The sequence below is a fragment of the Pedobacter sp. ASV12 genome, assembly GCF_016429155.1.
Lineage (GTDB): Bacteria > Bacteroidota > Bacteroidia > Sphingobacteriales > Sphingobacteriaceae > Pedobacter.
Genome location: NZ_JAELUC010000195.1, coordinates 1 through 1,166, shown reverse-complemented (window position 1 = coordinate 1,166; position 1,166 = coordinate 1). Strand labels below are relative to the sequence as shown.

1 protein-coding gene is annotated in these 1,166 nt (G+C 38.9%); it reads left to right on the top strand.

The window, feature by feature from the left end; translation table 11 throughout:
• Positions 1 to 1,166: SusC/RagA family TonB-linked outer membrane protein (locus JHD69_RS19850; RefSeq protein WP_199142072.1), on the top strand; the 1,166-nt coding region annotated here is incomplete at both ends.

Below are 1,166 nucleotides of genomic sequence, written 5' to 3'. Positions count from 1 at the left end.
CCTTTCTACAATGTAGCGCTAAGGTCTTTGGTCAAAAAATTAGTCTCAATGAAATCAATGCGCCCCTAAAGAAGGTTCTTAAAATAATTACCGATCAAACAGGTTATGTCTTTTTTTACGAGTCTAAAGACATCCAGAATAAGAGCATTACTATAAAAACAAAAGATCTACCTTTTGAGGCAGCTTTGGCCGAGTGCTTCAAAAATCAACAGTTGGATTATGAAATAGTAAACAAGACTATTTTTATCAAGAAACAGCTGATATCTGTCGAAACGCCATTGGCAACAAATGCTCCGCAGGTAGAGGTGAAAGTAACAGGACAGGTTTATGATGAGAAAAATATCGCGATGCCAGAGGTCACTGTAAAATTAAAAGATGGCACACCCTTAGCAATTACAGATAAAGAAGGCAAGTTTAATATAACAGTGCCCAGTTCCAAATCGATTCTCGTTTTCTCATTTATTGGCTACGTTAGTCAGGAGTTAGCTATTGTAAAAGATAGTCTAATGATTGTTCATATGCAACTTGATCAATCTAAATTAAACGAAGTAGTTGTACTTGGCTATGGTTCTGTAAAGCAACGTGATCTTACGGGTTCCGTTTCGACCATTTCATCAGCCAAGATAACACAGGCAAAAGGCATATCTAATGTTGCACAAACCTTACAGGGGCAAATGGCCGGCGTACAGGTAAACCAAGCCTCTGGCCAACCTGGCGAAGCCATGAAGATTGCTATAAGGGGTACAAACTCCATTACTGGCAGTAATGCACCACTATATGTAATTGATGGTCAAATTACCCAAGATATCAGTGCCCAATTAAATGTAGATGATATTGCCTCAATAGACGTATTGAAAGATGCTTCTTCTACTGCAATATATGGCTCGCGTGGCGCTAATGGTGTGATTATGATCACTACAAAAAAAGGCACATCTAAAGCTTCAGGAAAACCACAGATAAGTTATGATGGCTACTATGGCGTAGCAAACTTAAGACACAAGTTAAAACTGATTGATGCAACTGAATATGCCCAGTTACAAAACGAAGTGACTAGAAATGATAATCTTTCAGGATTAAATAATCCGGCAAAGCCACTGCCATGGACGCAATCTCAAATTAGTAGTTTGGGCAGTGGTACCGATTGGCAGGATCCTGTCTCTTATACA